The 25,584-nt window shown below is 71.8% G+C and carries 21 protein-coding genes, 1 pseudogene and 1 riboswitch; of the genes and pseudogenes, 15 read left to right on the top strand and 7 right to left on the bottom strand.

What is annotated here, in order from left to right; translation table 11 throughout:
* The first annotated feature begins 37 nt into the window (after window positions 1-37).
* Together QQM72_RS26805 and QQM72_RS26810 are read left to right on the top strand one after the other, a co-directional pair.
* Entirely contained in the window at window positions 38-1,984 is a 1,947-nt protein-coding gene (locus tag QQM72_RS26805) for a 2-oxoacid:acceptor oxidoreductase subunit alpha (protein ID WP_314223406.1), read from the top strand.
* Window positions 1,977-3,056 (top strand): 2-oxoacid:ferredoxin oxidoreductase subunit beta, encoded by a 1,080-nt coding sequence (locus QQM72_RS26810; RefSeq protein WP_314223407.1) that lies wholly within the window; start codon window positions 1,977-1,979, stop codon window positions 3,054-3,056. Before QQM72_RS26805 ends, QQM72_RS26810 begins: the two co-directional genes overlap by 8 nt.
* A gap of 19 nt (window positions 3,057-3,075) precedes the next feature.
* Here the strand turns inward: QQM72_RS26810 and QQM72_RS26815 are convergent, their stop codons facing one another.
* Window positions 3,076-3,471, bottom strand: a complete 396-nt coding sequence (locus tag QQM72_RS26815) for a winged helix-turn-helix transcriptional regulator (RefSeq protein ID WP_314223509.1) — start codon at window positions 3,469-3,471, stop codon at window positions 3,076-3,078.
* Between the two features lie 107 nt (window positions 3,472-3,578).
* On the opposite strand from QQM72_RS26815, the gene QQM72_RS26820 reads away from it, so the two are divergent.
* From QQM72_RS26820 to QQM72_RS26835, 4 genes are all read left to right on the top strand, one after another.
* Window positions 3,579-4,433 (top strand): SDR family oxidoreductase, encoded by an 855-nt coding sequence (locus QQM72_RS26820; RefSeq protein WP_314223408.1) that lies wholly within the window; start codon window positions 3,579-3,581, stop codon window positions 4,431-4,433.
* 140 nt (window positions 4,434-4,573) lie between these two features.
* The gene (rarD, locus tag QQM72_RS26825; RefSeq protein ID WP_314223510.1) at window positions 4,574-5,728 is read left to right on the top strand and encodes an EamA family transporter RarD; all 1,155 of its coding nucleotides are present in this window, start codon (window positions 4,574-4,576) and stop codon (window positions 5,726-5,728) included.
* A 182-nt stretch (window positions 5,729-5,910) separates the two neighbouring features.
* The gene (locus QQM72_RS26830; RefSeq protein ID WP_314223409.1) at window positions 5,911-6,396 is read left to right on the top strand and encodes a VOC family protein; all 486 of its coding nucleotides are present in this window, start codon (window positions 5,911-5,913) and stop codon (window positions 6,394-6,396) included.
* Window positions 6,397-6,565: 169 nt separating this feature from the next.
* A complete protein-coding gene (locus QQM72_RS26835) occupies window positions 6,566-7,519 on the top strand; it encodes a M28 family metallopeptidase (RefSeq protein WP_314223410.1) in 954 nt (317 codons plus the stop codon).
* Window positions 7,520-7,534: 15 nt separating this feature from the next.
* On the opposite strand, the gene QQM72_RS26840 is transcribed toward QQM72_RS26835, so the two are convergent.
* A complete protein-coding gene (locus QQM72_RS26840) occupies window positions 7,535-9,145 on the bottom strand; it encodes a tetratricopeptide repeat protein (protein WP_314223411.1) in 1,611 nt (536 codons plus the stop codon).
* A gap of 215 nt (window positions 9,146-9,360) precedes the next feature.
* On the opposite strand from QQM72_RS26840, the gene QQM72_RS26845 reads away from it, so the two are divergent.
* From QQM72_RS26845 to QQM72_RS26855, 3 genes and pseudogenes are all read left to right on the top strand, one after another.
* Complete coding sequence (locus QQM72_RS26845; protein WP_314223412.1) at window positions 9,361-9,864, top strand: hypothetical protein; 504 nt, start codon at window positions 9,361-9,363, stop codon at window positions 9,862-9,864.
* 53 nt (window positions 9,865-9,917) lie between these two features.
* Window positions 9,918-11,082 (top strand): annotated as a pseudogene (locus QQM72_RS26850) (amidase family protein).
* A gap of 216 nt (window positions 11,083-11,298) precedes the next feature.
* A complete protein-coding gene (locus QQM72_RS26855; RefSeq protein WP_314223413.1) occupies window positions 11,299-11,886 on the top strand; it encodes a flavodoxin family protein in 588 nt (195 codons plus the stop codon).
* A gap of 58 nt (window positions 11,887-11,944) precedes the next feature.
* Here the strand turns inward: QQM72_RS26855 and QQM72_RS26860 are convergent, their stop codons facing one another.
* From QQM72_RS26860 to QQM72_RS26875, 4 genes are all read right to left on the bottom strand, one after another.
* A complete protein-coding gene (locus tag QQM72_RS26860; RefSeq protein WP_314223414.1) occupies window positions 11,945-12,904 on the bottom strand; it encodes an ABC transporter permease in 960 nt (319 codons plus the stop codon).
* Window positions 12,891-13,994 carry an ABC transporter ATP-binding protein gene (locus tag QQM72_RS26865; RefSeq protein ID WP_314223415.1) on the bottom strand — a complete coding sequence of 368 codons (1,104 nt, stop codon included), beginning with the start codon at window positions 13,992-13,994 and terminating at the stop codon, window positions 12,891-12,893. The genes QQM72_RS26860 and QQM72_RS26865 overlap by 14 nt, the downstream gene beginning before the upstream one ends.
* A 135-nt stretch (window positions 13,995-14,129) precedes the next feature.
* On the bottom strand, window positions 14,130-15,398 hold the full coding sequence (locus QQM72_RS26870) for a LolA family protein (RefSeq protein ID WP_314223416.1): 1,269 nt from the start codon (window positions 15,396-15,398) through the stop codon (window positions 14,130-14,132).
* A gap of 226 nt (window positions 15,399-15,624) precedes the next feature.
* The gene (locus QQM72_RS26875) at window positions 15,625-16,635 is read right to left on the bottom strand and encodes a polyprenyl synthetase family protein (protein WP_314223417.1); all 1,011 of its coding nucleotides are present in this window, start codon (window positions 16,633-16,635) and stop codon (window positions 15,625-15,627) included.
* A 659-nt stretch (window positions 16,636-17,294) separates the two neighbouring features.
* A riboswitch (cyclic di-AMP (ydaO/yuaA leader) is annotated at window positions 17,295-17,506 on the top strand.
* Between the two features lie 4 nt (window positions 17,507-17,510).
* On the opposite strand from QQM72_RS26875, the gene QQM72_RS26880 reads away from it, so the two are divergent.
* Entirely contained in the window at window positions 17,511-17,984 is a 474-nt protein-coding gene (locus tag QQM72_RS26880; protein ID WP_020130168.1) for a transglycosylase SLT domain-containing protein, read from the top strand.
* 172 nt (window positions 17,985-18,156) lie between these two features.
* Here QQM72_RS26880 and QQM72_RS26885 read toward each other — a convergent pair whose 3' ends face one another.
* A complete protein-coding gene (locus QQM72_RS26885; protein WP_314223418.1) occupies window positions 18,157-18,981 on the bottom strand; it encodes an HAD family hydrolase in 825 nt (274 codons plus the stop codon).
* 290 nt (window positions 18,982-19,271) lie between these two features.
* Here QQM72_RS26885 and QQM72_RS26890 point away from each other — a divergent pair, with 290 nt between their 5' ends.
* The 5 genes from QQM72_RS26890 (at window position 19,272) to QQM72_RS26910 (ending at window position 25,501) form a co-directional block, all read left to right on the top strand.
* Window positions 19,272-20,336, top strand: a complete 1,065-nt coding sequence (locus QQM72_RS26890; RefSeq protein ID WP_314223419.1) for a GNAT family N-acetyltransferase — start codon at window positions 19,272-19,274, stop codon at window positions 20,334-20,336.
* 48 nt (window positions 20,337-20,384) lie between these two features.
* The gene (locus tag QQM72_RS26895) at window positions 20,385-21,866 is read left to right on the top strand and encodes a glycosyltransferase (protein ID WP_314223420.1); all 1,482 of its coding nucleotides are present in this window, start codon (window positions 20,385-20,387) and stop codon (window positions 21,864-21,866) included.
* A gap of 131 nt (window positions 21,867-21,997) precedes the next feature.
* On the top strand, window positions 21,998-22,753 hold the full coding sequence (locus tag QQM72_RS26900) for a polysaccharide deacetylase family protein (protein ID WP_314223421.1): 756 nt from the start codon (window positions 21,998-22,000) through the stop codon (window positions 22,751-22,753).
* 73 nt (window positions 22,754-22,826) lie between these two features.
* Window positions 22,827-24,785, top strand: a complete 1,959-nt coding sequence (locus tag QQM72_RS26905) for a hypothetical protein (protein ID WP_314223422.1) — start codon at window positions 22,827-22,829, stop codon at window positions 24,783-24,785.
* A 20-nt stretch (window positions 24,786-24,805) separates the two neighbouring features.
* On the top strand, window positions 24,806-25,501 hold the full coding sequence (locus QQM72_RS26910; RefSeq protein WP_314223423.1) for a hypothetical protein: 696 nt from the start codon (window positions 24,806-24,808) through the stop codon (window positions 25,499-25,501).
* Window positions 25,502-25,584 lie beyond the last annotated feature (83 nt).

Genomic DNA, 25,584 nt, shown 5'->3' on the forward strand with positions numbered 1-25,584 from the left:
CCGTCCGGGACAGCCACCTCGAGGGAGGTCCAGTTCAGTGACCAGTCAGGTCAGCAGCCCAGCGGAACAGGACGACGGAACCGACGGAACCGACGGGACCGTCGTGGGAGAGCAGCGCAAACCGGGTGGGGCGAAGGACGTCCGTCGTCTCGACCGGGTGATCATCAGGTTCGCGGGCGACTCGGGTGACGGTATGCAGCTCACCGGCGACCGCTTCACCTCGGAGACCGCGTCGTTCGGCAACGACCTCTCCACCCTGCCGAACTTCCCCGCCGAGATCCGCGCGCCCGCCGGCACCCTCCCCGGCGTCTCCTCGTTCCAGCTGCACTTCGCCGACCACGACATCCTCACGCCGGGTGATGCGCCCAATGTGCTGGTCGCCATGAATCCGGCGGCGCTGAAGGCCAACATCGGCGATGTGCCGCGCGGCGCGGAGATCATCGTCAACACGGACGAGTTCACCAAACGGGCGATGCAGAAGGTGGGGTACGCGGCCTCGCCGCTGGAGGATGGATCCCTCGACGGTTACCAGCTCCACCCGGTCCCGCTGACCACCCTGACCGTCGAGGCACTCAAGGAATTCGACCTCACCCGTAAAGAGGCCGAGCGCAGCAAGAACATGTTCGCGCTCGGCCTCTTGTCATGGATGTACCACCGGCCCACCGAGGGCACCGAGAAGTTCCTGAAGTCCAAGTTCGCGAAGAAGCCCGACATCGCGGCCGCCAACCTCACCGCCTTCCGGGCCGGGTGGAACTTCGGCGAGACGACCGAGGACTTCGCCGTCAGTTACGAGGTCGCCCCGGCCGCGAAAGCGTTCCCCGTCGGCACCTACCGGAACATCTCCGGGAATCTCGCTCTGGCGTACGGGCTGATCAGCGCGTCCCGGCAGGCCGATCTGCCGTTGTTCCTGGGGTCGTACCCGATCACGCCGGCCTCCGACATCCTGCACGAGCTCAGCAGGCACAAGAACTTCGGCGTGCGGACGTTCCAGGCCGAGGACGAGATCGCGGGGATCGGCGCGGCGCTGGGGGCGGCCTTCGGCGGGTCCCTCGCCGTCACCACCACCTCGGGGCCCGGAGTGGCGCTGAAGAGCGAGACCATCGGGCTCGCGGTGTCGATGGAGCTGCCGCTGCTGATCGTGGACATCCAGCGGGGCGGGCCGTCGACCGGCCTGCCGACCAAGACCGAGCAGGCCGACCTGTTGCAGGCCATGTTCGGGCGCAACGGCGAGGCGCCGGTGCCGATCGTCGCGCCCCGCACACCCGCCGACTGTTTCGACGCGGCCCTGGAGGCGGCCCGGATCGCGCTCACGTACCGCACGCCGGTGATGCTCCTGTCCGACGGCTACCTGGCCAACGGCTCCGAGCCCTGGCGGATCCCGGAGCTGGACGAGCTCCCGGACCTGGCCGTGCAGTTCGCCCACGGGCCCAACCACACCCTGGACGACGGCAGTGAGGTCTTCTGGCCGTACAAGCGCGACCCGCTGACGCTGGCCCGGCCGTGGGCGGTCCCGGGCACGCCGGGGCTCGAGCACCGCATCGGCGGGATCGAGAAGGAGGACGGGACCGGGAACATCTCCTACGCCCCGGCCAACCACGAGTTCATGGTCCGCGTCCGGCAGGCCAAGATCGACGGCATCGACGTCCCCGACCTCGAGGTCGACGACCCGCACGAGGCGAGCACCCTGGTGCTGGGCTGGGGGTCCACCTACGGGCCGATCACCGCCGCGGTCCGGCGGCTGCGCACCGCGGGTGAGGCCGTCGCGCAGGCGCATCTGCGGCATCTGAACCCGTTCCCGCGCAACCTGGGCGCGGTGTTGGAGCGCTACGACAAGGTCGTCATCCCCGAGATGAACCTCGGCCAGCTCGCCACTCTCGTACGGGCGAAGTACCTGGTCGACGCCCGTTCGTACAACCAGGTCAACGGCATGCCGTTCAAGGCGGAGCAGCTCGCCGCGACGCTCAAGGAGGCCATCGATGACTGAGACCTCGACGGAAGGCACGGGCACGGTCGAGGCGCTCTCGCTCGTCCCCAAGGCCGTGGCCCGGCAGTCCATGAAGGACTTCAAGTCCGATCAGGAAGTGCGCTGGTGCCCCGGCTGCGGTGACTACGCGATCCTGGCGGCCGTCCAGGGCTTCATGCCGGAGCTGGGGCTGGCCAAGGAGAACATCGTCTTCGTGTCGGGCATCGGCTGCTCGTCGCGCTTCCCGTACTACATGAACACGTACGGCATGCACTCCATCCACGGTCGGGCGCCGGCCATCGCGACCGGCCTCGCCGCCTCCCGGCGGGATCTGAGCGTATGGGTGGTCACGGGCGACGGCGACGCGCTGTCCATCGGCGGCAACCATCTGATCCATGCCCTGCGGCGGAACGTGAACCTGAAGATCCTGCTGTTCAACAACCGGATCTACGGGCTCACCAAGGGCCAGTACTCGCCCACCTCGGAGATCGGCAAGATCACCAAGTCGACGCCGATGGGCTCGCTGGACGCGCCCTTCAACCCGGTGTCGCTGGCGCTCGGCGCGGAGGCGTCGTTCGTGGCACGGACCATCGACTCCGACCGCAAGCATCTGACGGAGGTGCTGCGGCAGGCCGCCGCCCACCCCGGCACGGCGCTGGTCGAGATCTACCAGAACTGCAACATCTTCAACGACGGCGCGTTCGAGGCGTTGAAGGACCGGCAGTCGGCCGAGGAGGCGGTGATCCGGCTCGAGCACGGACAGCCGATCCGGTTCGGGGCGGACCGGGCGCGGGGCGTCGTGCGCGACCCGGCGAGCGGCGATCTGCGGGTCGTCACGGTGACCCCGCGGAACGAGGCGGACGTCCTGGTCCACGACGCGCACGCCGCGTCCCCGACCACCGCCTTCGCGCTGTCCCGCCTCGCCGACCCGGACACCCTGCACCACACGCCGATCGGCGTGCTGCGCTCGGTCGAACGGCAGGTCTACGACACCCAGCTGGCGGACCAGCTGGACACGGCGATCGAGCAGCACGGCAAGGGCGACCTGGGGGCGCTGCTGGCGGGCGGCGACACCTGGACGGTCGTCGGCTGAGGCGAGGAGCCGGCGCGGTTCACGAGGCCCGGGAGCGGAGTTCCCGGGCCTCGTCGTATGTCCTGCGGGCCTGCTCCACGTCCGGCATCCGGGTGTGCGTCCACAGGGCGAGCGCGCGCACCTGCTCGGCCGCCTCCCGGCCGAGGTCGGTCAGGGAGTAGTCGACGCGCGGGGGGATGACCGGCTTGGCGTCGCGGTGCACCAGGCCGTCCCGTTCGAGGGTCTGGAGGGTCTGGGTGAGCATCTTCTCGCTGACCGGCCGGCCCACCGCGCCGATCGCCCGGCGCAGCTCGCTGAACCGGTGCGAGCGGTCGAGCAGCTCGATCAGGGCCAGGACACCCCAACGGCTGGTGACATGTTCGAGGACGAGCCGGTGCGGACACATGCCCTCCGCTTCGACCTTTCCCACCTGCATACTTACCGTCATGCCAGTACCTTACTTCAAAGTGGGTACTTTCGCTTGGTTAGTGCTTCTCCTAGGGTCGGTGGCAGACCCGCAGCCCCCACTAGGAGTTCTGAGCCATGAGCATCGTCGTCACCGGAGCCACCGGACACCTCGGCCGTCACGTCGTGGAGCAGTTGCTGGAGAAGGTTCCGGCGGAGCAGATCACGGCCGTCGTGCGCGACGAAGCCAAGGCCGCCGACTTCGCGGCCCGCGGCGTGCGGCTCGCCGTCGCCGACTACAACGCCCCCGAGACCTTCGGCAGCCTGTTCGCCTCCGGTGACAAGGTGCTGCTGATCTCGGGCAACGAGTTCGACAAGGGCCGCCCGGCACAGCACCAGGTCGTGATCGACGCCGCGAAGGCGGCCGGGGTCGCGCTCCTCGCGTACACCAGCGCGCCGGGCGGCCTGAGCGCGGCGCTGGCGGACGACCACCGCGCCACCGAGAAGGCGCTGCTCGCCTCGGGCCTGCCGTACACGCTGCTGCGCAACGGCTGGTACCACGAGAACTACACCGAGAACCTCGGGCCGGTGCTGGAGCACAACGCCGTCGTCGCGGCCGCCGGCGAGGGCCGGGTCTCCTCCGCCTCCCGCGCCGACTACGCGGCCGCCGCCGTCGCCGTGCTGACCGGTGAGGGCCACGAGAACCAGACGTACGAGCTGGGCGGCGACGAGGCGTGGAGCTTCGCCGAGTACGCGGCCGAGCTGAGCAGGCAGACCGGCAGGGAGATCGTCTACAACTCCGTGCCCGGCGAGGTGCTCACCGGCATCCTGACCGGCGCGGGCCTGCCCGAGGCGTTCGCCGCCATCCTGGTCGGCGTGGACGCGTCGATCGAGAAGGGCGAGCTGGTCGTCACCGGCGGCGACCTGTCCCGGCTGGCGGGCCGCCCGACCACTCCGCTCGCCGAGGCGATCACGGCCGCGCTCAAGGGCTGACCCTCCCCCGAGGGCCTTCGCCCGGCCCCGCACCTCACCACCCCTGTCTGTCATGACCGTATGGCGATACGGGCATGACAGACAGGGGTGCTCGGCGTTACCTTCGTCCACGCATGCCTGGACGTGAGAAGGAGGGCCCCGTGGCCGGGACGTCGAAGAGTGAAGGCCGGACAGGCCTGCTGAACGGCCTCGCGGCGTACGGGATGTGGGGGCTGGTCCCCCTCTTCTGGCCCCTGCTCAAGCCGGCCGGGGCGACCGAGATCCTCGCCCACCGCATGGTGTGGTCCCTCGCCTTCGTCGCCGTCGCGCTGCTCGTCGTACGGCGTTGGGCGTGGGCCGGTGAGCTGCTGCGGCAGCCGCGCCGGCTCGGGCTCGTCGTGATCGCGGCGGCCGTCATCACGGTGAACTGGGGCGTCTACATCTGGGCCGTGAACAGCGGCCACGTCGTCGAGGCGTCCCTCGGCTACTTCATCAACCCGCTGGTCACCATCGCCATGGGTGTGCTAATCCTCAAGGAACGGCTGCGGCCCGCGCAGTGGGCGGCGGTCGGCGTCGGCTTCTCGGCGGTGCTGGTCCTGACCATCGGCTACGGCCGCCCGCCGTGGATCTCCCTCACCCTCGCCTTCTCCTTCGCCACCTACGGGCTGGTGAAGAAGAAGGTCAACCTCGGCGGGGTCGAGTCGCTGGCCGCCGAGACCGCCGTCCAGTTCCTGCCCGCGCTGGGCTACCTGCTGTGGTTGTCCGCGCACGGTGGCCTCACCTTCGCGACCGAGGGCGTCGGACACGCGGCCCTGCTCGCCTCCACCGGTCTCGTCACCGCGCTCCCCCTCGTCTGCTTCGGCGCGGCGGCGATCCGCGTGCCGCTGTCCACGCTGGGTCTGCTCCAGTACCTGGCGCCGGTCTTCCAGTTCCTGCTCGGCGTCCTCTACTTCGGCGAGGCCATGCCCCCCGAGCGCTGGGCCGGGTTCGCGCTGGTGTGGCTGGCGCTGGTGCTGCTCACCGGCGACGCGCTGCGCACCTCACGCCGGGCGGCCCGCGCGCTCGGCCCCGCGGTCACCGGGAGCAGGGCCGCGGCGCCTGGCGCGACCGACCTGGCCGACCCGGCCGGTGTGACCGACCCGGCCGGTGTGACCGGCGCGGTCGGCACCGTTCGGGAGGCTGAGAGCGTGGCCTCCGGCGTCTCCGGCGTGCCCGGCGGTGCGGCCGTCGGCGCCGTCGCCGCCGTCTCCAGCGTGCCCAGCGTGCCCGGTGCCCCCGTTCCGGAGGCGGGAGTCTCTCCCCTCACCAAGCCGTGATCCGACGTCACCGACCGACTGCGCCGACGTCCTTTCCGTCACCGCCGTTCGAAGGCGTGGACGGCAGCCACGGGAGCGGCGGGAGTCGACGGGAGCGGAGCGCGACGGTCCGGTCCGACCGCTCCGGCGGGGTTCGGCGCGCGGGAGGACCGACCCGGCGCGGGCCTGCTAGAAGTGGCTGCATGACCGAGACATCTGCAGTACCCGAGGCCGGGCCCACGCCCGTGCACTGGAAGCTCGTCGTCGACTCGGCCGACCCGCACGCGCAGGCCGATTTCTGGGCCGGAGCGCTGCACTACGAGGTCGAGGACAACAGCGCGCTCATCGAGCGGCTGCTGGAGCTCGGCGCGCTGCCGGGGGCGGCGACGCTGGAGTTCCACGGCCGCCCCGCCTTCCGGGACCTGATCGCCGTACGCCACCCCGACGACCCGTTCGACCCCGACAGCGGGACCGGGCTCGGACGGCGGCTGCTGTTCCAGCGGGTCCCGGAGGCGAAGACCGTGAAGAACCGGCTCCACCTCGATCTGCATCCCGGTGCGGAACTGCGCGCCGGAGAGGTCGAGCGGCTGACGGCGCTGGGGGCGAGCGTGCTGCGCGAGGTGAAGGAGCCGTCCGGGCAGTGGGTGGTCATGGCGGATCCGGAGGGCAACGAGTTCTGCGTGCACTGAGGGAAACCAGGGGCTTCGCTATGTGAACCCGCTGTCCGGATAGCGCTCTTGACGGAGCGTTGGCCTCGGCTTCACCATCCAGTCACCCCATTCACTGTGGATTACCTGTGGGCGTCCAGGTGCTCGACGGTCGCCCACGGGTGTCCCGCTGGAATTCGGAGCCCCCACCATGAAGCTCCCCGTTTCCGGGCGGGCGACGGTCACCGCCGTCGTCGCAGCCGTCACCCTGCTCGCCACCGGATCCATAGCCGGGGCGGCACCCGCCCCCGAGCCCGGGGCGATCGCCGCCGCTCCCGACCTCCCGGTCGCCAACGTCAAGGCCCACCTGACCCAGCTCCAGTCCATCGCCACCGCCAACGGCGGCAACCGTGCGCACGGCCGCACCGGCTACAAGGCGTCACTCGACTACGTGAAGGCCAAGCTGGACGCCGCCGGATACACCACCGTCATCCAGCAGTTCACCTCCTCCGGCCGCACCGGCTACAACCTCGTCGCCGACTGGCCCGGCGGCGACACCGGTCAGGTGCTGATGGCCGGGTCCCATCTGGACTCCGTGACAGCGGGGGCCGGCATCAACGACAACGGCTCCGGCTCGGCGGCCGTCCTGGAGACGGCGCTCGCCGTGTCCAGAGCCGGCTACCACCCCACCAAGCACCTGCGGTTCGCCTGGTGGGGCGCGGAGGAGCTGGGCATGGTCGGGTCCCGGTACTACGTCAACAGCCTCTCCTCGGCGAACCGGGCCCGCATCAGCGGCTACCTGAACTTCGACATGATCGGCTCGCCGAACCCCGGCTACTTCGTCTACGACGACGACCCGGCCATCGAGAAGACCTTCAAGGACTACTTCGCCGGCCTCGGCGTCCCGACGGAGATCGAGACCGAGGGCGACGGCCGCTCCGACCACGCCCCCTTCAAGAACGCGGGCGTGCCGGTGGGCGGCCTGTTCAGCGGCGCCGACTACATCAAGACGGCGGCGCAGGCGGCCAAGTGGGGCGGCACGGCCGGGCGGGCCTTCGACCCCTGCTACCACTCCTCCTGCGACACCACGGCCAACATCAACGACACGGCCCTGGACCGCAACGCGGACGCGCTGGCGTACGCGGTCTGGACCCTTTCCTCCTGATCGGCCGGGCGGCCGCTACGCGCCGGCCTTCCGGGCGCGTTCGGCCAGCCGGAGCATGCGCGCGCGGGCCGACTCCAGTTCCTCGACGTCGTCCGCGGCCGGGCCCTCCTCGGTGGTGAGCTCCGTCCACAGGCCGAGGAGTTCGGTCCCCAGGTTCAGTCCCTGGAAGGGGTCGCGTACGGCACGCCAGGCCGTCGCCGCGCTCTGCACGTTCCCGTAGGCGGCCTCCGCGTCCCGGGCCCCGCGGTGGATGCGGGCCAGGTCGAGGGAGGTGTGGAAGGAGCGCAGCGGGTCGCCTGCCAAGTAGGCGATGTATGCGGTGAGTTCACGCAGCCGGAGCACCTCGGGGTGCTCCGGCCCCAGCGTTGCGGACGCCTCCGTCACGGTCCGTTCGGCGAGTGCGGCCGCCGTGTCCGTACGACCCGCCCGCACGGCCTCGTTGATCCGCGCGAGCGGTTCCGCGAGGAGGGCCGGGCGGCCGCCGTCGCCGTGGAGGGTACGGGGGTCGTCCCCGAGCACCGCCTCCGCGACGGCGTCGAAGCCCCGGGCGGGCGTGGGCTTGAGGCCGGGGTCCGGGTCGAGCCCCGAGCCGGAGATGAGGTCGTCGGGGAGGAACGGGGTGGGAGTGGAGCCGGACTTGGCGGCGGGCGTGGGGGCGGAGGCGGGCGTCGGGAGCGGCAGCGGGATCGGGACCGAGGTGGGGACCGGGGTCAGGGCCGAGGCAGGGGGCGCGGTGAGGGCCGAGGCTGGGGTCGGGGTGGGGGTCGAGGTGGGCACCGCGTCCTGAGGCGGCAGCTCGTCCATCGTCGGGGGCGGACCGAACACACCCGTCGGGGCGCTGACCGTACCGGGAGCCGGGGTGTCCCCCGCCGCGTACACAGGTGCCGGTGCCGGTGCCGGTGCCGGCCGGGCTTCCCGCTCCGCTTCCTGCTCGGGCACCGCGCGCAACGGGAACGTCGGGGCCGCGTCCCGCACCGGCTCGGACACCGGGCGCAGGAAATGCGTGGCCTTGTCGCGTCGCGGCCGAGCGGGCTGTTCGTCTTCGACGGGCACCGGCGTGTCGGCGGGCGCGGGGCCTGCGGCGGGCGCAGACGGGTCGGCCGGCACGGAGACTACCGGGGGCGCAGACGGGTCGGCCGCGACCGGCGCGGGCGTGGCGGCCGGGGCGGGCGTCCCGGCCGGGGCCGGGGCAGGCGTGTCGACCAGGGCGGCCGCGCCAGTGGGCTCGGCCGTGCCGGTCGGCGCGGTGCTCCGCGTGTCCGGTGCCGCCTCGCCCCGTGCCGCCTCGCCCCGCGTCGCCGCCGACGGGGTCGCGGCCGCGGGCGTCCGCAGGGGGTCGGCCGTGAAGTGGCTGGAACCGTCCGGGTCCACGCGCAGGGCGACGACGTAACCGATGCGTTCGTCGTGGACCGTGGCGAGGACCGGGTTTCCGGTGGCGAGGGCGATGCGGTGGAGGTGGCTCAGGACGGCGCGCTGGATCTCCTCGCCGTCGGCCGCCACCACCGGGACACCGCCTATCGTCGCCGTCCCGCCCCCGCGGACATGGACGTCGAGCGGGGCCACCACGACGGCCGTGGGGCCGGCGTACTTCTGTTCCCGCTTCTTCTCGCGGCTGAGTCGAGACATCGGTTCCTCACTCGGATGCGTCGTCACGATCCGGTCGTCCAGGCACGTGTACGTGGACACGTACTGTTGAGTCTCTCCGAGCGCTCCCGGTCCACGCGTCACCGCGACGTCACAGCCTCGTTCCAGGAACCCACGCCCCGCTCCCGGGGCAGCTCCGGGACCACCATGATCAGGGGCGTCCCGGGGGACGGCGACGACTGGGAGGAACACGGGCCATGGGGACGACGGACGGGCGGCGGGGGCCGGAGATCTGGATCCGCGGGCCGGTGGCCGCACCGGATCCGGTACCGATGCCGTACGCCTCCACCGCCGCGCCCCGGCGCTTCTCCTGGGTCTGCACGCACGGCGGGGCCGGCGGCTCCACGCTCGCCGCGGTCTACGGCGGGCACGACTGCGGACGCGCGTGGCCCGGCGCCGAAGATCCCCCGTCCGTGTTACTGGTCGCCCGCACCCACGCGGCCGGGCTGGACTCCGTCCTGCGGACCCTGGAGGTCTTCCGGCGCGGCGAGGCTCCGCGAGGGCTCGACCTGAACGCGGTGGTGCTCGTCGCGGACGCACCGGGCCGGCTGCCCCGGCCGCTCGTCCAGCGGGTGAAGGTGATCGAATCGGTCGTCGACGTGTACCGCGTCCCGTGGGTGACGAACTGGCGCCTCGGCGAACTGGGCGGGAGCCCGCCACGCGAGACGGAACCGCTGTCCCGGCTCACCGGCGCACACTGACCGGGCGCGGGAGGACGGGGGTGGGGTCCGGTCCCCCGGCGTGGCCGCCGGCCGTGGAGATCGCCGCGGCCGTGCGGGCGGGGCGGCTGTCCGCCGTGGACGTGACCGGCGAGGCGCTCGCGCGGATCGCGCGGATCGACCGTGCGCTGTGCGCCTTCGCCGAGGTGTGGGAGGAACGGGCACGGGCGTGGGCGCATGAGGTCGACGCCCGGGTCGCCGCGGGCGGACGACTGCCGCTGGCCGGGGTGCCGATCGGCGTGAAGGGGCGTCACGCGCTGCGCGCGGCGGGCCCGCTGGTCGCCGCCGGATGCGTGCCGGTGGGGGCCACGGCCGTTCCGGGACCCGGCACCCCCTGGCAGACCTGGGGCCTCGGCGCCCACGGCCGGACCGTCAACCCCTGGCGCGCCGACCGCACACCGGGCGGCTCCTCGGCCGGGTCCGCGGCGGCGGTGGCCGCCGGCCTGGTCCCCCTGGCGACCGGCAGCGACGGCGCGGGCTCGGTGCGGATCCCCGCCGCCTGGTGCGGCGTGATCGGCCTGAAGACCACGAACCGCCGGCCACCGCCCGGGGAGGCAGGGGCGGCATCGGCATCGGCCGCCCGGGACCGTACGGGACTGGCGGCGCCCGGCGTACTCGTACACCACGCGGCGGACGCCGAGGCGTACTGGCGGGTCATGGCGCCGAGGGCGGGGACGGGCCCCGTCCCCTCACCGGCCCGTGTCCCGCCGGTCGCCGCCTTCTCCGCCGACCTCGGCTTCGCCTGTCCCGACCCGGAGCCGCTCGCCCTGGCCCGTGCCGCCGCCGGGCGCCTCGCCGAGGCGGGTGTCGTACGGCTGCTGCCGCCCTCCGACGCGCCCCTGCGGCTGGCGGACCCCGCCGCCGCCTGGCTCGCGCTGCGCACCCCGGGCTCGGACCTCCGCGCAGCCGAACGCGTCCGGAACCTCAACGACGGTCTGCTGGCCGGCCACTTCTCCCGCGCCGACCTGCTGCTGACCCCGACGACGCCGAACGCCGCGCACGGTCACGAGGGCCCGGGCGACCGGTACTCGACCGCGCTCACCTGGGCGTTCAACCTGAGCGGACACCCTGGCGATCAGCATCCCGGCGGGGGTCGGCACGGACGGCTGTCCCGTGGGGCTGCAACTGGTCGCGCCACACGACGGGGAGACGACACTCCTGGCAACCGCCCGAGCCGCTCAAGCCGCTCAAGCCGCGTAAGCAGCTCAAACCTCCCGAGCCTCCCGAGCCGCCGATCCGCCCACGCCTCCCACGCCTCCCACGCCTCCCACGCCTCCCACGTGCTACCCAGCCTGGCCGAAGCCCTCGTCCTCCGCCTCCGCCTCCGCCTCCGCCTCCGATGAGCGCGAATACTTGTGCACACATATAATGCAGGTGCACACTATCGTCGTACGCCGACTACCTGGGGGATGAATCATGACCCGTCGCAGCTTCCTGTTCGTGCTGGGCAGCAGCCGTCCGGACGGCAACACCGAGTTGCTGGCCCGCGCGGCCGCCGAGCAGTTGCCCTCCGACGTCGAGCAGACGTGGATCAGCCTGGCCCGGCACCCGCTGCCCGACTTCGAGGACCAGCGGCACGACAGCGACCACGTCCGCCCCACCGAGGGCAACACGGCGCTGCTGCTCGACGCCACGCTCGCCGCGACGGACATCGTGATCGCGTCCCCGCTGTACTGGTACTCGGTCTCCGGCCAGACCAAGCGCTACCTGGACCACTGGTCGGGCTGGCTGCGCACCCCCGGCCTCGACTTCAAGGCGACGCTCGCCGGACGGACCCTCTGGGGCGTCACCGCGCTCGCCGACGACCAGCCCGTGGTCGCCGATCCGCTCGTCGGGACGCTCAACAACTCGGCCGCGTACATGGGGATGTCCTTCGGCGGGGTGCTGCTCGGCAACGGCAGCAAGCCCGGTGACGTCCTCAGGGACACGCAGGCGCTGACCCGCGCGAAGACCTTCTTCGCGGGAGAGACGCCGGCGGCACGCTTCCTGTGGGAAACCCGCTGAGACCTGCGCCTGATGCCGACGCCGTGCCGACTACCCCGTGCCGCCCAGGCCGTGCCGCCTAGGCCGTGATGTCCCTCGTCGTGAAGCGCGCCCAGGCCGCCGAGCCGAAGACGGCCGCGTACAGGGCCTGGAGGCCGAGGTTCTTCTCCAGGTCGTCCCAGTAGACCGGCTCCCGCATCAGGTCGGCGAAGGACAACCAGTGGTGTGAGAAGAAGTACGGCTGCACGGCGTGCAGTTGGGGGATCTGGTCGAGGATCTGGACCGTGATCAACAGGCCCACCGTCGTCGCCATCGCCGCGATGCCGCTGCTCGTGAGGGTGGACACGAACAGTCCGAGCGCCGCCACGCCGGTCAGGGAGGCGGCGACGACCAGCGCGATCAGCAGCGCCCGGAACAGCCCGTCGCCGAAGCCGATCCGGGTGCCGGAGATCGTCGTCAGGTCGCCCAGCGGGAAGAGCAGCGCCCCGACCGTCAGCGCCGAGACCGCGACCACCAGCGTGGCCACCAGACAGAAGATCATGACGGTCGCGTACTTGGCGAGCAGCAGGCGCGTGCGGCCGGCCGGGGCGACCAGTAGGTAGCGGAGCGTGCCAGCGTTCGCCTCGCCGGCGATCGAGTCACCCGCGACGACACCGATCGCCATCGGCAGGAAGAACGGCAGGGTCACGGCCAGCGCGGTGAAGACCAGGAACAGCCCGTTGTTGGTCACCTGCGAGATGAAGGCCGGGCCCTCGCCGCCGCCCCCTCCTCCGCCGGGTCCGCCGGACGAGCCGTCGCTCGTCTCGATCTTCACGGCGATCCCGACCAGCACCGGCACGGCCGCCAGCACGCCCAGCAGCGCGAGCGTGCGCCAGCGCCGGAAGGTGGTCAGCAGTTCGCTGCGGAGCAGCCCGAAGGTCCAGGTCCGGCTCGCCGTCCGCACCCGCGTCGATGCCTGCACCGACGCCGGTTGCGGTGCCTGCGTCGATGCCGGTTCCGGCGTCCGGTTCCGGTCGTCCACCGTGTCAGCCCGCGACATCGAATCCCTCCCCCGTGAGAGCCACGAACGCGTCCTCCAGGGAGGCCCGCTCGACGGCGAAGCCGCGGACGCGGACGCCCGCCGACACCAGCGCGGCGTTCAGGTCGGCGAGGTCCCGGTCCGGGGGCGGGGCCTCGGCGCTCACCCGGTCCTCGCCGAGGACGACATCGTCCGCCCCCTGCTCCTTCAGCACCCGGGCCGCGTCCGCCGGGTCCGGCGTCGTCACGACCAGTCGGCCGCGTGTCCCCGAGGCGAGGTCGGCCACCGGGCCCTGGACGAGCAGCCGGCCCTGTGCCATCACCGCCGCGTGCGTGCACACCTGCTCGATCTCGTCGAGCAGGTGCGAGGAGAGGAAGACGGTCGTGCCCTCCGCGGCCAGCTCCCGGATCAGCGAGCGGATCTCCCGCATGCCCTGCGGGTCCAGGCCGTTCGTCGGCTCGTCGAGGACGAGCAGCCGACGGGGCTGGAGCAGGGCGGCGGCGAGGCCCAGACGCTGCTTCATGCCGAGGGAGTACGCCTTCGCCTTCTTGCCGGCCGCGGCCGTCAGGCCCACCCGCTCCAGCGTCGCCGAGACCCGCGCGCGCCGGGTGCGCGGGTCGGCGGTCGGGTCGGCGGCGTCGTAGCGGAGCAGGTTGTCGCGGCCGGAGAGGAAGCCGTAGAGAGCCGGGCCCTCGATGAGGGTCCCGACGTGGGGCAGTACGGCCCGCGCGGCCCGCGGCATGGGTTGCCCCAGGACGCGGGCCGAGCCGGCCGTGGGCTCGATGAGGCCCATCAGCATGCGGATGGTGGTGGTCTTGCCGGAGCCGTTGGGGCCGAGGAAGCCGAAGACGCTGCCCGCCGGGACGGTCAGGTCGAGGCCGTCCACGGCGAGCTGTCCGCCGCGGTAGCGCTTGGTGAGGCCGCGGGTGCGGATGACGGCGGCTCCGTCGTCCGCAGGCACCCGTACGGGCTCCGGCACAGGAACCCGTAGGGACTCCGACACAGGAACCCGCAGGGACTCCGACACAGGAACCCGCAGGGACTCCGGCACGGGTTCGCGTACGGGCTGCGGCACGGGCTCGCGTACGGGCTCGCGCGCTGACTCCCCCATCGGCTTCCCTCCCCGGCTCCCGGCCTCCGGTGTCCGGAGGCCGACCTCTGCCCTACGTCACCCGCGCCGCCACTTCATCACTTCATCACTGCACCACGCGACCACTCCGCATGCTCCGGCCTTCGGCCGCTCGGCCTACTTCGCCGCGTTCGCCGCCTTCACCAGGGCGTCCTTGGTGACCGCGCCGACGTAGACCTTGCCGTCGTCCGTCATCAGGGCGTTGATCAGGCGGGTGGAGAAGACGGTGCCGGAGCCGAACTTGCCGGTCACCTTGTCGCCGAACGAGCCGAGGAAGCCGCCGAGGTCGCCGCCGGCCTCCGCACCCGAGGGCATGCCCTCGCCACCGGTGTCGAAGACGGCGACGGACGTCCAGCCCTCGCCGAGGACATTGAGTCCGTCGAGGCCTTCAAGGCCTTCCGCGCCCTCTACGCCCTCGACGCCTTCGAGGTCCTTCGCGAGGTCGTCGGGCTTGCCCGAGTGTGAGGGGGCGCTCTTCCCGGCCTCGTCACCCTCGGTGACCTTCGCGCCCTTGGGGGCGGTGAAGTCGAAGGTGGACGCGGCGGGCTTGGCGAAGCTGACCTGGGTGAAGCCCGCGTCCACGACGGCGGCGCCACCGCTCGCCGGGGTCAGCGTGAACTTCAGCGGCAGGCCCGTCTTCGCGTCGACGGCCACACTGATCGCGCCGACCGTGGAACCGGACTGCTTCGGCTTGACCAGCAGCTGGTAGGCGTCACGGCCGGCGACCTGGACGGTGCCGTCGACGGTCACGGAGGTCGTGTCGTCGACCGCCTTCAAAGCGTCCTCGGTGAGCTCCTGGGGCGTGGCGGGGACCGGGGCTTCAGCCTTGCCGGAGCCCTTGCCGGCGCTCTCGTCGGCGGTCGAGTGGTAGACCTCGTTGGAGGCGCTGTCGTACCCCCACACGTCCTTGCCGTTGTGGATGACGCTGTACTCGGCGGCGCTCTCCAGCAGCGAGAGCTTCTGCCGGTCCGGGCCGTCGGCGGCGACGCGCAGGGTGTGCGTGCCGGCGGCGAGCTCGGTGAGCTTGGTGGACGGGTCGGCGGACGAACCGTCGCCGCCCTGGGTGGCCCCCGAGAGGAGCCCGCTCTCCAGTCCGCCGAGGTCGGGCAGCCCGAGATCGGTGCTGATCTTCACCGTCCCGGACAGCTGCTGCACGTCCGAAGCGGCGATCTTGTCGAGGAGCTGCTGTGCGGTGATCTTCGGCAGGTCGGGGTCGCCGGAGTCGGCGAGCGCCGGGACCAGCCCGATCGTCGCCGCCGCCACACCGATCACGGTGACCGGGACGATGTACCGCGCGGCCTTGCGCCGTCCGAGGCGCAGGTCGTCGGCTTCCGCGCCGGTCGACTCCCCGCCGGTCGTGGTGTCGTCGGATGCCTTCGGTGCCATGTGTGCCTTACCTCCGTCGTCGGCGGCGGCTGGTCATCTCGCGCCTGAACGTCCCCACCCCAAGCCGCCATTCTCACCCGAATCGGTGAGGAGTGGTGTTTTCCGTGGTTCCCATCTGACCAAATCAGCCATGAGGAAGCGTCAGCCCGAGGGCTCAACTCCACATACGCCTGCGGTATGACACGAAGGTGACGAGGCGGCATCCGACCCGTAGGGGTCCCCGGGGTCAGCCGGCCCGGTGGACCACCGCGTCGCAGAGTTCCATCAGCGCCGCCTTCGCGTCGCACTCCCGCAACGGCGCCAGCGCGGACCGGGCTTCCTTCGCGTACCGCACGGTGTCCCGGCGGGCCTGCTCCAGCGCCGGGTGGGCCCGGAGCGCCTGAAGCGCCTCGGTGTGCCGGGCGTCGTCGGTCAGGTCGGAGTCCAGCAGCTCGCACAGGGCGATGTCCTCGGGCAGCGACAGCCGCGCCGCCCGCTCCCGCAGCCGCAGCACGGGCAGCGTGGGAACCCCCTCGCGCAGGTCCGTCCCCGGCGTCTTGCCCGACTCGTGCGAGTCGGAGGCGATGTCCAGGACGTCGTCCGCCAGCTGGAAGGCGACGCCGAGCCGCTCGCCGTACTGCGTGAGCACGTCCATGACCGTCTCGTCGGCGCCGGACATCATCGCCCCGAAGCGGCAGGCCACGGCCACCAGCGAGCCGGTCTTGCCGCCGAGCACGTCCAGGTAGTGGTCGACCGGGTCCCGCCCGTCCGTCGGCCCCGCCGTCTCCAGGATCTGCCCGGTGACCAGCCGCTCGAACGCCTCCGCCTGCACCCGGACGGCCTCGGGCCCGAGGTCGGCCAGGATGTGGGAGGCACGCGCGAAGAGGAAGTCGCCCGTGAGGACGGCGACGGAGTTCCCCCAGCGGGTGTTCGCGCTGGACACACCGCGCCGCACGGCCGCCTCGTCCATCACGTCGTCGTGGTACAGCGTGGCCAGGTGGGTCAGCTCCACCACGACGGCCGAGGGCACCACGCCCGGCGCGTACGGGTCCCCGAACTGCGACGCGAGCACCACGAGCAGCGGCCGGAACCGCTTCCCGCCCGCGCGTACGAGGTGCTGGGCGGCCTCCGTGATGAACGGGACCGCGCTCTTGGTGGCCTCGAGCAAGCCTTCCTCGACAGCCGCCAATCCGGCCTGGACATCGGCTTCCAGAGCCTGGTCCCGCACGCTCAGCCCGAACGGCCCGACGACGGTCACGAGGGGTCTCCTGTCTGCTGGTGTCTACTGGCGATTACGCGGTTTGTCGATAGGTCTCTGCCATCACTCAAGTCAGCGTATCCGGTCACGTTTCGATCACCGATAGCCCCCACGTCCCGCGGGCTCGAATGGACTCGCCCGGGAGGCCCCCGCAGGCCAGGCGCTATCGGATCACGCCCGATATGTTTTCGATCAGCTCATATGAGCGGACATGGAGAGAGTTTCCGGGAACCGGAGATTCATGTCCCGGACCGGGCCTCCCGTCGGCCCGACCGGCCCGTCCGGCCCTCTCTCCACGTGACGACGATCACGCATCCCCTCCACTCCTCCCCCGCGGCACGTCGGGCGCGAGGAAAGCCGATTCCTCCGCACCCCCTCCGCCACCCATTGCCGGTGCTTTAACAGTGAGTTGGGCCTAATGCCCGATTCGCCACTCTTGTGAACGCTGGTGAGTTGGCTCACTCCCCGCGGAGATCCCGTCCGGGTTCACTCTTCACCGATCCTCCGCACCCCTCAAGCAAGTTGAAGCTTTGCACCCACAAAGGATCAAGCACCCCATAGGCCACAGACCAAGGTCAATAGGGGTGATCTGTGAATCCGGTACTTGTTTCGGACATGTGCTCTCGCATACGTTCCCGGCCTGTCGGGCGGAACGCCGAATCCTGCCGCCGCCCGAACACCCATCGATAACGCTCGGCAGGAGCGGGGGAACCAGGTAAGTCGCCGAAACGGAATTTCCGGATGTCTTGGATACACGAGACGTTTCGGACAGGCCGTACGGCTTGGGGTAAAGCCGCGACCGTCAGGACGCGACCGGGCAGCTCCCGCCCGAACCCGACAGCTCACCTCGCAGGCGCCGGAGAGGAAAATTCGACATGCCCGCTGCCGCTCAGCCGCGCCGCAACCGTTTCATCCGCACGCTCGCCGTCGCCGCCACCGGCGCGGCCGTGCTCGCTCTCCCCGTCCTCGGGGCGACCACCGCCTCCGCGGCGACCCCGGCCGTCTCCACGGCCACCAGCCTCGGCTACGCCAACAACCTCGACGGCTGGATCCGCGCCTCCCTCCAGGTCATGGGGCAGCACGGCATCCCGGGGACGTACAACGGCATCTACCGCAACGTCATCCGCGAGTCCTCCGGCAACCCCAACGCCATCAACCTCTGGGACTCCAACGCGGCCGCGGGCATCCCGTCCAAGGGACTGCTCCAGGTCATCGACCCGACCTTCCGCGCCTACCACGTCAACGGCACGTCGTGGGACTCGTACGACCCGGTCGCGAACATCACCGCCGCCTGCAACTACGCGGCCGCGCGCTACGGCTCGATCGACAACGTGTTCGGCGCGTACTGACCGTCCCGCCGGCCGGTCACCGGTGCCGGTCACCCGTGCCGGCCGCCGGTGACCGACTGGCCGGGGCCGACGACCGGTGGCCGGTACCCGGTAGCCGACAGCCGACACCGGCGGCGGCCAGTTGCCGCAGCCGGTAGCCGGTAGCGGCCAGTTGCCGGTAGCCGGTAGCCGGTTATGGAAACAGACGTTCGAGGACGACGGCCACGCCGTCGTCCTCGTTCGACGTCGTCACCTCGTCGGCCACCGCCTTGAGCTCGGGATGGGCGTTGGCCATGGCGACGCCCCGGGCCGCCCAGTCGAACATCGGGATGTCGTTGGGCATGTCCCCGAAAGCGACGGTTTCCTCGGGCCGCAGCCCCAGGTGCTCGGCGGCCAGGGCCAGACCCGTCGCCTTGGTGATGCCGCAGGGCTGGAGTTCGACCGTGCCCGGCCCCGACATGGTGACGGTGGCCAGCGACCCGACCACCGAGCGGGCCGTCGACGCCAACTCGTCGTCGGAGAGCGCGGGATGGCGCAGCAGCACCTTGCTGATCGGCTCGCACCACAGGTCGTCGCGCCGGCCGACACGCAGGGCGGGCAGCGTCGGGTGCGGCATCTGGTAACCCGGCTCGATGAGCGTCAGCCCGTCGACACCGTCCTGGTCGACAGCCGCGTACAGCTGCCCGACCTCCGCCTCGATCTTGCCGAGCGCCGTCTCGGCCAGCTCCCGGTCCAGGGTGACCGACCACAGCAGACGGTCCGCTCCGGCGTCGTACAACTGCGCGCCCTGCCCGCACACCGCGAGCCCCCTGCTGTGCAGCCGGGCGAGCAGCGGGCGCACCCGGGGCGCGGGCCGTCCCGTCACCACCAGGTGGCGTGCGCCGGCGGCCGCCACCCGCGCGAGCGCGTCGAGCGACCGGTCGGAGAAGGTGTCGTCGCCGCGGAGCAGCGTCCCGTCCAGGTCGGTGGCGATGAGGGAGTACGCGGTGCGCGCGGCATATGCGGTGGGTGCGGCCATGATCAGAGAATACGGATCCCAGGCCCCCCGGGTTCGACGCGAACCGGCCGACGTCCGAGTCCTGTCCGGTTCCGCCAACTCCCCTTGCACTCCTGGCTCACGCCTGGCTGCCGACCGACTCGATGAAACAGCTTTCTGGCACATCGCCGGATAGCGGACGGTTAAAGGCCTCTGCACCGGTTGGCAACAACATGGGACGCTACCTACCGCGATGACCGGGTGGACCGGTACCGTCCAGGTGTCCAGGGGGACTTGATCGGGGGGTCAGGTTGAGCAGTGGGCGCATTCGTGTGCTGAGGCCGCAGGACCTCGGCGAGGGGGAGCGGGAGCGGTGGCGCGCGCTGCGCGCCGCGTCGGCGCTGCCGCGAAACCCTTTCATGGAACCGGAGTTCACCGACGCCGTGGGCCTGGTACGGCCACGCTCGCGGGTGGCGGTGGTGTACGAGGGGCGAGAGCCGGTCGGCTTCCTGCCCCACGAGCGGGGCCGGCTCGGACAGGGCCAGGCCCTCGCGTACGGCGTCTCGGACGCGCAGGGCGCGGTGCTGGCCCCGGGACTCGGGCTGAACGCCGACGAACTGATGCGGGCGTGTGGCCTGTCGAGCTTCGCCTTCGACAACCTGGAGGCGGAGCAGGGGCTGTTCGTCCCGCACGCGGCCGAGGAGTACGCCTCCTATGTCATCGACGTGGAAAAGGGTTACGAGACCTATGAGTCCGTGCTGCGCGCCCAGTCGCCGAAGTTCCTGAAGACGACGCTGGCGAAGGAACGCAGGCTCGGCCGCCAGGTCGGGCAGGTGCGGTTCGTGTTCGACGAGCGCGATCCGGCCGCGCTGCGCACGCTCACGGCGTGGAAGTCCGCGCAGTACCGCAGGACCGGCCGCCGGGACCGGTTCGCACAGGAGTGGATCACCCGGCTCGTGGACGCGCTCTCCGGGACCCGCGCGCCGGAGTGCTCCGGCACGCTCTCCGTCCTCTACGCCGGTGACCAGCCGATCGCCGCGCACTTCGGGCTGCGCTCGTCGACCGTCCTGGCCTGCTGGTTCCCCGCGTACGAAACGGAGTTGGCGAAGTTCTCGCCGGGCCTGGTGCTGCATCTGCGGATGGCCGAGTCGGCCGCCGCCGAGGGCATCGGGCTGCTCGACCTGGGGCGGGGCGCGGCCGAGTACAAGGACTCGCTGAAGACCGGGGAGCTTCCCGTGTACGAGGGGGCGTGGTCGCGTCCGGGGGTGGGCGCCGCGCTCCACTGGCTCAGCCGTGAGCCGTCCCGTCGGGCGCATCACTTCGTGCGCGGCCGGCCGAGGCTCGCCGCGGCGGCCGCACGGACCTTGAAGGGCGTGGGCCGACTGCGCCGACCGTGACGGTCGGCACGGGCCGACCGACGTGACGGGCGTGAGACAAGGGGGGTCATGTACCGCGCTGCACGTGCACCGCAGGAGATACAGAGGTTCCTGGACATCGAGCCGGTACAGGTCGCCGAGCTGGAACTGGACGACGGGGGCGCCCTCAGACCGGGGCCGGGAAGTCCGCCCGTCACGCACGGTGAGGTGTTCGTGCTGGTCAGAAGGGGCGGGCGACCGATCGGGACGCTGCTCGGGTCGGTGCCGGAGGGAGCGGACCCGAAGACCGTCCTCATGGACCTGGCCACACGCGAGCAGGCCCCCGAGCCGCCTTCGGCGGGGCCCGCGAAAGGGACCGCCCCGGTCACCACGACCCCGGCCGCCCTGGCACAGGCCGCCCTGGCACAGGCCGAGACAACCTCGACCTCCGCCGCCGCCGTGGCCCAGGCCGTCACCACCTCGGCCGGCACCACCTCGGCCGGCACCATCCCGGCCGGCACGATCCCGGCCACGGCCCAGGCCGGCACCATCCCGGCCGCCACCGCCCAGGCCGCCGCCGTCCCGTTCACCACGGTCGTCGTTGCCACCCGTGAGCGCGCCGAGAAGCTCGCGCACGCTCTCGACTCGCTGCTCGCCCAGGATCATCCGGACTTCGAGATCGTCGTCGTCGACAACGCGCCCGTGACGGACGCGACCCGGGACCTGGTCGAGCGCAAGTACGCCGAGCGCGTGCGGTACGTCACCGAACCGGTGCCGGGTCTCGCCGTCGCGCACAACAAGGGCGTCGAGACGGCCCACGGCGAGGTGATCGCGTTCACCGACGACGACGTCGTGGCGGACCCGCGCTGGCTCACGGAACTCACCGCGCCCTTCACCGCCGACCCGGGCCTCGGCTGCGTCACCGGCCTGATCCTGCCGGCCCGGCTGCGGACCCCCGCCCAGGTCCTCCTGGAGAGCCACGGCGGCTTCGCCAAGGGCTTCACGGCACGCACGTACGACCCGCAGGACCCGCCCGCCGACGAACCGCTGTTCCCGTTCACCGCGGGCCGCTTCGGCTCCGGCGCCAACATGGCCTTCCGTACGGAGGTGCTGCGGGCGGCCGGCGGCTTCGATCCGGCGACCGGGGCGGGGACGCTCGCGAGGGGCGGCGACGACCTCTACGGGTTCGTCCGGGTCCTCGCCGGGGGCCATCGGCTCCACTACACCCCGCTGGCCCTGGTCTGGCACCACCACCGGGAGACCTGGCGGGACCTGGAGACCCAGGCGTACGGCTACGGCGCCGGCCTCACCGCCTACCTCACGGCGATCCTCGTCAACCGGCCGGGCCTGCTGCCCGCGTTCCTGACCCGGCTGCCCCGAGGGCTCGCCCACGCGCGGACGCTGACGGCGAGCCGGGAGGCGGAGCCCGCGGCGGACGGCGCACCCGGAGGGCACGATGCCCGGACCCACGCCTGGCCCGCCCGGCTCTCCCGGCTCCAGCGGCGCGGCATGCTCTACGGGCCGGTGGGCTATCTGCTGGCCCGGCGCGCGCTGCGAGGTGCTGCGCGATGACGGCGTCCGCACACAGGGCCGACGGAAGCAACACCGGTAATGGCGGTAACGGCGACGGTAACGGCGGTAACGGCGGTAACGGCGGTAACGGCGGTAACGGGAGTATCCCGGTGTTTCTGTATCACGCCGTGATGGAGGAACCACCAGGCTGGATCGCCGAGTTCACCGTCAGTCCCAAGCAGTTCGGCGAGCACCTGGACGCCGTCGTGGACAGCGGCCGTACGCCCGTCACGATCAGCGCGCTCGCCGACCACCTCGCGGGGCGGGCGCCGCTGCCACCCCGGCCGGTGCTGCTCACCTTCGACGACGGCTTCGCCGATCTGCCCGGTGCGACCGCCGAGGCGCTGGCCGGTCGCGGACTGTCCGCGACCGCCTACCTCACCACCGGAGCGATCACCCGCGGCGGACGCAGCCTGCTGCCGCCCGCGCCGATGATGACGCTGGCGCAGGCGGCCCAACTCGAGCGGTACGGCATGGAGATCGGCAGCCACACCGTCACCCACGCCCAGCTGGACACCCTCGCACCGCGGGCGCTCGCGCACGAACTGCGCGTTTCCCGCTCGGTGTTGGAGGACGCCCTCGGCCACCAGGTCCGTCATCTCGCCTACCCGCACGGCTACAACAGCGGGCGGGTACGGCGAACGGCGGCGGCCGCGGGCTACGAGACGGCCACCGCCGTACGGCACGCGCTCAGTTCGGATCGCGACGAGCACTACCGCATCGCCCGGCTCATCGTGCGCCGAGGTCACACCGTCGCCGACGTCCGGGGCTGGCTGGCGGGATCCGGCGCCCGTGTCGCCCCGTACCGCGACGGACCGAAGACGGTCGGCTGGCGCTGGTACCGCCGTGCCCGCGCCGCCGTACAGGGACCGGTGTTCGCGGGTTGAGCCGAGTTCGACGATTTTGGTGTGAAAAGAAGAGAAAATTCCTATAGTTGCTTTGGGGGAGGGGAGCCTCGACGTGCAACAACACGTGCCCGTACCGAGCACCGAGAGCAGCGAACTGCCCACCCCTGATCTCTCCACCGGACCGGGAAGCCCCGGTGCTCCGCAAAGTCCTGGCGCTCCGGAAGGTCCTGGTGCTCCGGGGGGTCCGGGCCCGGCCACCGGCGGTGACCGCAGACCCTGGCGGATCCCGCGCCGTCCGCCGGAGGCCGGCCTGCTGACGCTGCTGCTCGCCGCCGGGCTGTGGGTGTACGCGCTGCCCCGCATCGGCTTCCGCGAGATGGGCGACTACGGCCTGCTGGACCGGCTGCCGGTCGCCTACTACCTCTCGTTGCTGGTCCTCACCGCGGGCTTCGTCCTCAGTCTGCGGCGCGCGGGCACCGCGCCCTGGTGGCCGGCCGCGCACTGTGCCGCACTGCTCCTGGCGCTGAAGGCGCCGCCGGCGGTGCTGTACGACGCGGTGCGCTACCCGTGGGCCTCCAAGCACGACGCCATCGTCGACACGCTGCTCGCCAACGGTGAGCTGCGACCGGGCGCGGCGCTGTCGGGCAACATGTCCGCGTACGACCAGTGGCCGGGCTTCTTCACCCTCGACGCGGGCCTCGTGCGCGCCTTCGGCGTGGAGAACGCCGCCGTGTACGCCAACTGGGCCCCGATCGTCGTCGGCCTGCTCATGATGCCGGTGCTGGTCCTGATCTACCGCACCTTCTGCGAGGACTGGCGGCTGATCTGGACCGCCGTGTGGATCTTCCAGCTCGCCAACTGGGTGGGCCAGGACTACTTCGCCCCGCAGGCGCTCGCGTACCTGCTGCACCTGACGGTCCTCGCGGTGGTGCTGCGGCACTTCGTGCGGCCCGGGTCCGCCGGACGGCTGCGCGACCGCACCTTCCTCGACCCGGTGGCCGCGCCCGTCCCGCCGCCGACGGGAAAGAAGCAGCGCGCGGTGTGCGTGGTGATCCTGGCCCCGCTGATCGCCGCCGTCAACGCCACGCACCAGCTCACCCCGGTGATGCTCACCATCTGTCTGGTCGCGCTCAGTCTCACCCGCCGCTACCGCAACTACGGGCTGCTGGCCGTCGCCGCGCTGCTGATGCTCACGTGGGACCTGACCATGGGGCGACCGCTGTTCGTCGAGACGCTCTCCGCCGTCAGGAAGTCGATCGGCGAGCTGACGGAGAACTCCCGCGCGGGCTACGCCGGGCAGCTCACCGGGCCCGGGCCGGAACTCGCGGGCACCGCCAACGTGGCGATGGTGCTCGCGGTCGCCGTCCTCGCCGGGACCGCCGTCGTACTGCGGCGCCGGCTGACCCGCAGCGCGCTGCCCCTGCTGCTGGTGTCCGTCGCTCCTGTACCGCTGTTCGCCGTCAACGACTACGGCGGCGAGATGCTCTTCCGTGTCTATCTGTTCGCCCTGCCCGGCGCGGCCTTCTTCGCCGCCGCCGCGCTGGTGCCGGCCGTCGCGGGGACCCACCGCGGCAGGGCGAAGGCACTGCGGCGCAGGACGGCGGCCTTCGCGCTGCCGGTCGTCCTGCTGGTGCTGCTGGCCGGCTTCCTGCCGTCGTACTACGGCAAGGAGAAGATGTTCTACACGCCACCGGACGAGACCGCCCTGGTCACCAGGGCCCTCGACAACGCTCCCGACGGCTCGCTGATCCTCGCCACCAGCGGCTCCTTCCCCCAGGCACTGCACCGCTACGACCGTCTCGAGCACTGGTTCTTCGCCGAACAGGCACTGCCCGAGAACGAGAGGATGCTGAAGGACCCGGCCGGCTATCTCGCGGACGGGATCCCACCGGGCGCCAAGGCTTACGTCGTCCTCACCCGCACCCAGGACATCTACACCGCCGGCGAGGGTCTGCTGCCGCCCGGCGGCTTCGACACCCTGCGTTCGAAGCTGTCCGCCTCGCCCCTCTTCCGGACCGTCGAGAGCCATCCGTACGGCGTTGTCCTGGAGTACCGCCCGGCCACCCGATGAATGACCACAAGGTGATCGAAGTGACGACCACAGACTCCGAGGGCATCAGCAACGGGGACATCAACAACGAGAACACCGCCGACAAGGGCCACGGAGACCTCGACCACGGGAGGCCGGGCTACGGGGAACCGGGCTACGGCGGCCTTGGCCCCAGGGAACCGGGCCACAGGGAACCAGGTCACAGGGAACCGGGCCACAGGGAACCGGGCCACAGGGAACCGGGCCACAGGGAACCGGGCCACAGGGAACCGGGCCACAGGGAACCAGGTCACAGGGAACCAGGTCACACCAAAGGAGCCGAGGGCGGCAGGTTCACCTCGACGCATCTGAGGGTCCTCGTCGCGGCTTCGGGCTGGTCGGCGCTGGCCGCCACCGCCGTACCCGGCCCCTCTCCGCTGCGCTGGATCCCGGTGCTGCTGTTCGTCCTGTTCGGTCCTGGCTGCGCGGCGCTGTATCCGCAGCCAGGTCGCCTGGCCTCCGGCGCCAGGCTGGAGGCGGTCGCGCTCGCCGCGCCCATCAGCCTCTCGCTCGGCGTCCTCACCGCCACCTCGCTGTTCCTGGTGAAGGCCTTCTCGATGACCGCCTTCCTGGTCTCGCTCGCCTGCTTGACCTCGGTCACCGCGGCCCTGCCGGGGCTGCCGCTGCCCGCCGCTCGGCGCGGCGCGGTCGAGCGCGCCAAGGTCAGGCGCAGGCCTTCCGGCGGCAGTGACACATGACGGGCCTGCACCGGCTGCGCGGACCACGCAGCCCGAGGAACTCGCCGGGACGCGCCCCGAGGAACTCCCCGGCGAGCGTCCCG

Origin of the sequence: Streptomyces zaehneri, assembly GCF_032248645.1 — a bacterium.
Taxonomy (GTDB): domain Bacteria; phylum Actinomycetota; class Actinomycetes; order Streptomycetales; family Streptomycetaceae; genus Streptomyces; species Streptomyces coriariae.